Genomic DNA, 6,945 nt, shown 5'->3' with positions numbered 1-6,945 from the left:
AATGCACTTGCTAGCGCAAATCGCCACTCAAAACACTGACGTCGAGCAACTGCTACCATGGCGATTTGCTAAAGACTAGGTGGGATTACGAGACGCTCACAAATTACCCAACAAATCGTGCGCCGCATAGGCGAGTGTTATAAGCCAGGAAGTTTCGAGTTATGAACTCTAAAAATAAAGTAGAAGTTGAAAACATCAATACGCCAGGCAAAACGACAAATGTCGATGCTGTAAAGTACAATGAGATGAAGGCTGCCTTCTTAAAATTGCTGCCAAACTCATCCCCAGGATTAACTCAGAAAGAAATCCAAGACCAAATCAAACCACTACTATCGCAGGATATTTTTCCAGAGGGCAAAACATCTGGTTGGTGGGCTAAAACTGTACAATTGGATTTGGAAGCAAAAGGTGTCGTAAAAAGAGAGAGTACTAAACCTCTTAGGTGGTATCAGCCGTGACTTATAACAAGGCGCTCAAGAGGGACACAAACATGGCGCTCCTTCGGATTATAGCGCCACGTTTGTGCCCCTTAGCTTAGTGTTAGATGCCTGTCAGATTTTCCAATATGAAAAGAATCAATGTCATTGGAACAAGCGGAAGCGGTAAGTCACATTTTAGCCGTCGCCTTGCTCAAAAGTTGGATTTCCCGTGCATAGAAATGGATGCTGTCTTCTGGCTGCCTAATTGGGAGCACTTGGACACCGAAGACTTTCTTCTAAAACTTCAAAGCCTCTTGGAACAGGAGGCTTGGGTATTGGATGGAAATCAGTCAAAAACAAATACGCTAAAATGGCAGTACGTAGACACAATCGTCTGGTTGGATTACAGCTTCTTTCATACGTTTAAACAAATTCTAGTTCGCTCGTTTAAGCGCTCTTGGTCAAAACAGGAAATTTGGGAGGGTACAGGAAACACAGAATCATTCAGGCGTAATTTCTTCTCATCAGAGTCTGTCATTGTTTGGATGCTTCAAAATTATTGGAAAACCAAACGTAAATACGCCAAGCTCTTTGCAAGCGAACTGGCAAACAGTGTTAGGCTTGTGCGTATCAAATCACCTAAACAAGCAGAGTTGTTTTTAGCTAATGCGTAAGGCATCTTACAAGGCGCTAAACTCGTTCCCTTCGGTCACTGGGACAATAATACTGCGGTGCTACGCACTTTACCGCAGTGTTATTGCCCGTTAGCTTTGCGTTAGCTGCCAAAGGTTTACATCGTGAGTATTAGAAAGATAGAGGTCGTAGATTACGATTCGGACTGGGTGCGCAGATTTTATTCTGAGAAACTTGCTCTCGAAGCGGTGCTTGATGATGTGGTGGTAAAAATCGAACACATCGGAAGCACTTCAATTCCGGGTTTGGCTGCAAAACCGATAATCGATATTCTGATTGAAACGCATAAACTTGAGAGGCTTGACAGTAAAGCTGATAGTTTTCTTCATCTTGGATACAAAGTTAAGGGAGAACATGGTATCTCTGGGCGACGTTACTACCAAAAAGGCGACGATAATCGCACGCACCACATCCATGCTTTTCAGTCAGGTTCATTGGGACTATTGCGCCACCGTGCATTTAAAAAATATCTACTTGCTCATCCTAATATTGCTAAGGAATATGCCGACATAAAACGGCAAGCAGCTTACAACTGTAACAACGATACTGAACGGTATGTTTCAATGAAAAATGAGTTTATTGTGAAACACGAAAAGCTTGCGGTAGATTAGTATGGCAGCTAACAAACGCCTCATGCCAGTCGTTGGCACTCCTTCGGACACACAATTTGTTGTGCAATTTGCATTTCGCTACGCTACATTATGGCAAATTACCCAACAAACCGTGCGCCGCATAGGCGAGCGTTATATGCTATGTGGTTTTAAATGAAGGTTCTTTTTTCTGCTGTCTTAGTTATTGCCATTGCGGTTGTTGCTTATTACGGAAGCTTTTACGTTATGCCTAGTATCACTCTTGTCAACAACTCAGGTGTGACGATCGAAACAAGTAAAGTCAGACTGTCTAAATCACAGCTAGATTTTGGTTCGGTCGAATCTGGGTATTCCAACACACTATTTTATTCATTGAATCAAGTTGATGGAGAGTATCAATATGAGTTTATTTTGTCTGATGATTCCGTGCTCGATGGGAAGTGTGGATATTTGACAAATAATGAAATCAATAAACGTGTATCGATAACTATTAATGAAAATGAGGTTGTTTGTAGTGAGCGCATGTAACAAGCATGAAGACGGATTTTGTGGAAGAGCGCCACAAAACCGCATAGGCGAGTGTTATATCTTTTTCAACTTCTGAGGAAATTATGAGAAAAGGAATTTTGTTAATTGCATTCGTATTTATTACTTCATGCGCTTCGACTAGCCAATCTGACAAAATAGACGTAGACGCAGAATTTGAACGACTCTATGCCGTACTAGAGATTGAAGACACAATTGACAGTCTATTTGGCTTGGGCGTCACATATATGGACGCAGAGAATGTAGTTATGATCTCCTCAGAAGGTGCAGAAATAAATACAACACCAACTCAACGTGCGATTGCGAAAGAGGCATTTAAGCAAGCGATACTTTCTCGTTTGGCTCCATATGAATTAAGAAATGCGGCAGACTTTTATTCAACAAAACAGGGCTTAAAAGCGCATAAAGCTATCATTGATGCCGAGTACGCAGTGTCGAAAGTTTTGAACAATGAATAAGAGATATAACAAGTGTTTCAAGCCATTCGCTGTTGCTCATTCGGACTCAGCGCATTGGGGTAAATCTGCGTTTTGCTTCGCAAAATTATCGCAGATTAACCCCAAAACGCTAAGCCGCTTAAACGAGTGTTATATACCTCAAGAAAAGTTAAACACAGGAAGTTTAAATGAGCATTGATGCACGAACAGTTTTTGAAGCGTTGGAATCTTCCGGTAAAGAAGGTATAGGCGTGATTACGCTTGCCTTAGAAACAGGTTACAGTCAATCAGACCTGCGAAGGTTCTTTAAAAACCACAAACAGTACTGCGTCCCATTAAACGGAGAAACTAAGTATAAACTCAGTCAATTTACTGAAACACTAGGTTCCGTTGATAAAATGGTGGCGGAAATCGAAGGGCAAAAAGCCAATGACCGTGTATATAGAGCTTTTGGCTATGGACTAATTGCCGGATTGTTTATCGCCAATATTGGCACTTTTGTTGGGTTGTTATTTTGAGGGCGGTACATAACAAACCATTCAAGCGGACAAAAATAAAGAGCAATTTTCGCCCCTTAGCTTAGTGTTATGCTCTTTGGACACACCGAAATATGAACAGCAAAACTTTCCTTAATTCTAAATATCTTACGATTGTTGTATCTGTATTGGGGTTAGTTATTTTAGGCTTCTTTTCAAATGAGGCACGCAAAGAAGTCTATTTTCTGTGTGGCAATTATGTTACCGGTGACTCTTTAGAATTTGTCATTAGCCAGTTAAACACAGTCGACTTATCAGAGTACAAAGTGGAGAGCACGGAGCAGGGGAAACGGATTACACATAGTAGTAAACTCAATTTTCACCTAGTCAGTTGCAACATTGAATTCAACCCCGAAGAGAAGGTAGTTTCTGTATCATATGGTTAAACACAACAAAGCGCTAAACTCGTTCCCTTCGGTCACAGGGACAGTAACGCGGGGCTGTTTCGCTATTATGTCCCACATGTCTGCGCCCGTTATTGGAAAGCTATGTTCACTGAAAGGTAAAATGAAAATCTTACTAATCGTTCTTTTTTCCATCAGTATTGCAGGTTGTGTTGTTGAGCACATTGATGCTGAAAAAATTGATATCGGTTTGATTGAAAAAGATGCGATATTGCTACTTGAAACGTCCAGTATCAATTTAGCAAAATTGCCAGATTCAATTAGTGAACTTGAGCCAGAATCGGTACTAGTTCAAGCAAACGGACTTTACATCAAACTAAATAGTTCATTCGTAAATGAAAGCGGTCTTTTCATTCCTGTGGATCGTTCCGTAGATTATTCAAATGTTGGTGCAGACCCTGAATACAAGAGGTTATCTGGAAATGTTTACAGCTACATCATTAGAGGCTGAACATAACTAAGCATTTAAGCGGATAAAAATAACGAGCGATTTTTATCGCTTCTTGCGGTGCTATGTAAATATGAGAATCAAATGAAGTATATATTTTTAATTTTAGGTCTAGTTTCGGTTAATGCTTACTCTGAAATATATAAGTGCGAAGGTAAGAATGGAAGCGTATCTTTCTCAGATTCTCCTTGCCCGAAAGAAGTAGCGCAAGAAGTGATTGAAACCCAAAAACAGATTGGGTAAGTGAACTCAAATTAAAGAAATCAGGTTCAATTAAAATAAAAGAAATTGTTAAAGAAGACGGTGATGTCTCAATCTCTTATAATTTTGAATCACAGTCTGATTCTCAACAATTTATGAAACTAGCTCAAAAACTAAGCAATATGCCTGTTGTGTTGATGAAAATAATAATGCCAAAAGGAAAAAGTATAGGAATGGCAGAAATAAAAGCGTCAAATAAACCTAATCCGTTATTTGATAGCATTAAAAATGCTAAGAAATAGTGCATTCAACAAGTAATCACATACCAAGTTGCTGCTACGGATTGCTTTTAGAAGGCACCTTTTCCGGATCGCCTCGCGGCGTCAAAGTCGCCAACTAAAAGCAACCGCAGAGAAATGCGTTATGCACTTTAGAGGAGAACCATGAAAAAGGGATTTGTTTTAGCATGTATCGCAGCTTTTATACTTCTGAATGAAGACTTAAATCACTTCATTGTCATGCTTGTGCTTGGCGACTTCGAAGTGGGTCGTGCTTGGCAGAGAGCATTTGGCAACACCAGTATAGAATCCATGTTGTTTAGTGGTGGTTTTAGGCTAATTCCTTTTATTCCCTTAGTTTTGTGCGCTCTCTGCACAAACTTGTTGACGCATCTAACAGGCAAAGTGACATTATGGGTGGGCTTTACTGCAACTATTGCAATTATCTTCATAGGGTATTGGGGTGTTACAGAGGCTTTGTACACAGATGCCCATGCATCATCTACATCTGCAATAGGCTACATTTGGGCGCCAATTGCAGCAGCGGCATACTCACTAGTCGCGTGCATCGTTACGTATTTTCTGCTCTGGCTATTCGAGCTTGTTTTAAAACGTGCATAACAAACGCATCAAGAGGGGTAGTTACATTGCGCTTAACGAGGATGGCCACTTTTAGTGGGTAACACCAATCGCAATAAACATCGTCTGTCGTGCTGCTGTCGGGTATATTTCGTAACCGACAATGAAGAAAAAATGGAACAGTGTGGTTGCACTTAGGCAAGGAGAATTAAATGATTGTTAGGCGGCTACGAGAAAAGCGAAATTGGTCTCAGGAACAACTCGCTATCATGAGCGGATTAAGTACTCGGACCATTCAACGAATCGAAAGTGGTAATAAAGCCAGTCTTGAATCACTCAAAGCGCTTGCCTCTGTGTTTGAAATTGATATTTCTAAACTACAAGAGGAAATTATTGTGATAGACAAAACATCTGCAGAATGGAACAAAGAGCCCTTATTGGTTAGGTTTGCCTTTTGGGGACTAAAAGCAAGAAAACAAATTGTCATGCTAGAAATTACGACGGTTCTACTTGGCTTAGCTACGTGGATTATCAAACCAGATATATTTGCAACGTCAGCTTTCTTTCTTTTGGCATACATTTTTTCTAACATGAAGCATTACATCGATACGAAAAAACATTGGTGAGGATGCGATATAACAACGCGCTTAACGGGGCAATAATACTGCGGTGCTGAGCACTATACCGCAGTGTTGTTGTCTGTTAGCTTAGTGTAAATTTCCTGACAAAGAACAGTTGTCTTCTTAACTGTACAACTATCAACTTATCAGCTAGACTTGTCTTATAAACTGTACATGAGGAAGTGTTATGAGAGTTGTATCCTTTACTGAAGCGCGAAATGGCCTAAAGACGGTCTTAGATAATGTTGTCAACGACGCGGATACCACGGTAATTACTCGAAGAGACGCTGAAGACGCAGTTGTCATGTCTCTCGACTATTACAATAGTTTGATGGAAACTGTTTATTTACTGAAATCACCTGCGAATGCTGCTCATTTGGCGAAGTCTATTTCCCAATATAAAAACGCTGAGCATAATCAAAGGAAATTGATGGATGAGTAAAAGGTTACTGTCATGGACAGATGAATCTTGGAAGGACTACGTATACTGGCAAACACAGGACAAAAAAATTCTTAAACGTATAAATAAACTGGTAATTGATATTAAACGATCACCTTTTGATGGACTTGGCAAACCAGAGCCTTTAAAGGAGAATTTGAGTGGTTTTTGGTCTCGCAGAATCGACGATACAAATCGATTAGTTTATGCGGTTGAGAGTGACGCCATAGTAATAATTTCTTGTCGTTATCACTATTGACATGATGAGAAGGAAAGTAAACAAAACAACTAAGTTGGATTTGACGGAAAAGCGCCGTCAAACTGCTTAATGTAAGCGTTATTCCATGCATAAATTGGAAGTTGGCTAGAGCGGCCACTGCTGTGTATATAAGGTGTTAACCGTACTAAATGAATTGTAGCTCAGTTGAAATTTTCACTCTGATAGGCTTTGGCGTATCAATATTGCTAGCAAATTTTGCTTCGTTCAAAATGCAGCAAAATCTCGTTGAACAGAACTATACAGGGCCAATATGGAAAGTATTTTTTGGCGATGTTTTTTTGCCAAACGACATGCTTAGTAAACACGGCAAGCTTTGGCGAAGAGTATCAGTATTTTCCTTCTTATCAATCATAGTATTTGGCCTTGCACTTGGTTATTTAGCAAAAAATTATGGCGGTTGTTTTGGATTCAACAGTTAACACGTCATTCCTGTTCATAACCAGAGCTTGAGGGATTCACTGTGTTCAGCGCATAT

At 40.1% G+C, this 6,945-nt stretch carries 14 protein-coding genes; all 14 read left to right on the top strand.

What is annotated here, in order from left to right:
• Positions 1-161: 161 nt before the first annotated feature.
• The 14 genes from ACFO4O_RS10670 to ACFO4O_RS10605 all read left to right on the top strand — a co-directional run bounded on the left by ACFO4O_RS10670 (position 162) and on the right by ACFO4O_RS10605 (position 6,889).
• Positions 162-458, top strand: a complete 297-nt coding sequence (locus ACFO4O_RS10670; RefSeq protein ID WP_382408177.1) for a DUF6958 family protein — start codon at positions 162-164, stop codon at positions 456-458.
• 107 nt (positions 459-565) lie between these two features.
• Positions 566-1,093, top strand: coding sequence for a P-loop NTPase family protein (locus tag ACFO4O_RS10665; protein WP_382408175.1), 528 nt, complete (start codon positions 566-568; stop codon positions 1,091-1,093).
• A gap of 123 nt (positions 1,094-1,216) precedes the next feature.
• A complete protein-coding gene (locus ACFO4O_RS10660) occupies positions 1,217-1,723 on the top strand; it encodes a GrpB family protein (protein ID WP_382408174.1) in 507 nt (168 codons plus the stop codon).
• 153 nt (positions 1,724-1,876) lie between these two features.
• A complete protein-coding gene (locus tag ACFO4O_RS10655) occupies positions 1,877-2,230 on the top strand; it encodes a hypothetical protein (protein WP_382408173.1) in 354 nt (117 codons plus the stop codon).
• 83 nt (positions 2,231-2,313) lie between these two features.
• Complete coding sequence (locus ACFO4O_RS10650) at positions 2,314-2,706, top strand: hypothetical protein (RefSeq protein ID WP_382408172.1); 393 nt, start codon at positions 2,314-2,316, stop codon at positions 2,704-2,706.
• A gap of 167 nt (positions 2,707-2,873) precedes the next feature.
• On the top strand, positions 2,874-3,203 hold the full coding sequence (locus ACFO4O_RS10645) for a hypothetical protein (protein WP_382408171.1): 330 nt from the start codon (positions 2,874-2,876) through the stop codon (positions 3,201-3,203).
• Positions 3,204-3,599: 396 nt separating this feature from the next.
• Positions 3,600-4,076, top strand: a complete 477-nt coding sequence (locus ACFO4O_RS10640; RefSeq protein ID WP_382408170.1) for a hypothetical protein — start codon at positions 3,600-3,602, stop codon at positions 4,074-4,076.
• Positions 4,077-4,157: 81 nt separating this feature from the next.
• The gene (locus ACFO4O_RS10635; protein WP_382408169.1) at positions 4,158-4,316 is read left to right on the top strand and encodes a DUF4124 domain-containing protein; all 159 of its coding nucleotides are present in this window, start codon (positions 4,158-4,160) and stop codon (positions 4,314-4,316) included.
• Positions 4,317-4,429: 113 nt separating this feature from the next.
• Positions 4,430-4,576: a hypothetical protein gene (locus tag ACFO4O_RS10630; RefSeq protein WP_382408168.1), complete on the top strand. Its 147-nt coding sequence runs from the start codon at positions 4,430-4,432 to the stop codon at positions 4,574-4,576.
• Positions 4,577-4,717: 141 nt separating this feature from the next.
• Positions 4,718-5,173 (top strand): hypothetical protein, encoded by a 456-nt coding sequence (locus ACFO4O_RS10625; RefSeq protein ID WP_382408167.1) that lies wholly within the window; start codon positions 4,718-4,720, stop codon positions 5,171-5,173.
• A 170-nt stretch (positions 5,174-5,343) separates the two neighbouring features.
• Positions 5,344-5,757, top strand: coding sequence for a helix-turn-helix domain-containing protein (locus tag ACFO4O_RS10620; RefSeq protein WP_382408166.1), 414 nt, complete (start codon positions 5,344-5,346; stop codon positions 5,755-5,757).
• A gap of 181 nt (positions 5,758-5,938) precedes the next feature.
• Positions 5,939-6,193, top strand: coding sequence for a type II toxin-antitoxin system Phd/YefM family antitoxin (locus ACFO4O_RS10615; protein ID WP_382408165.1), 255 nt, complete (start codon positions 5,939-5,941; stop codon positions 6,191-6,193).
• Positions 6,186-6,449, top strand: a complete 264-nt coding sequence (locus ACFO4O_RS10610; RefSeq protein ID WP_382408163.1) for a Txe/YoeB family addiction module toxin — start codon at positions 6,186-6,188, stop codon at positions 6,447-6,449. The genes ACFO4O_RS10615 and ACFO4O_RS10610 overlap by 8 nt, the downstream gene beginning before the upstream one ends.
• A gap of 149 nt (positions 6,450-6,598) precedes the next feature.
• Positions 6,599-6,889, top strand: coding sequence for a hypothetical protein (locus ACFO4O_RS10605; RefSeq protein WP_382408161.1), 291 nt, complete (start codon positions 6,599-6,601; stop codon positions 6,887-6,889).
• Positions 6,890-6,945 lie beyond the last annotated feature (56 nt).

The sequence above is a fragment of the Glaciecola siphonariae genome (genome assembly GCF_042652645.1).
In the GTDB taxonomy this organism is placed as follows: domain Bacteria; phylum Pseudomonadota; class Gammaproteobacteria; order Enterobacterales; family Alteromonadaceae; genus Glaciecola; species Glaciecola siphonariae.
This window is presented reverse-complemented; position numbering and strand designations above follow the sequence as displayed.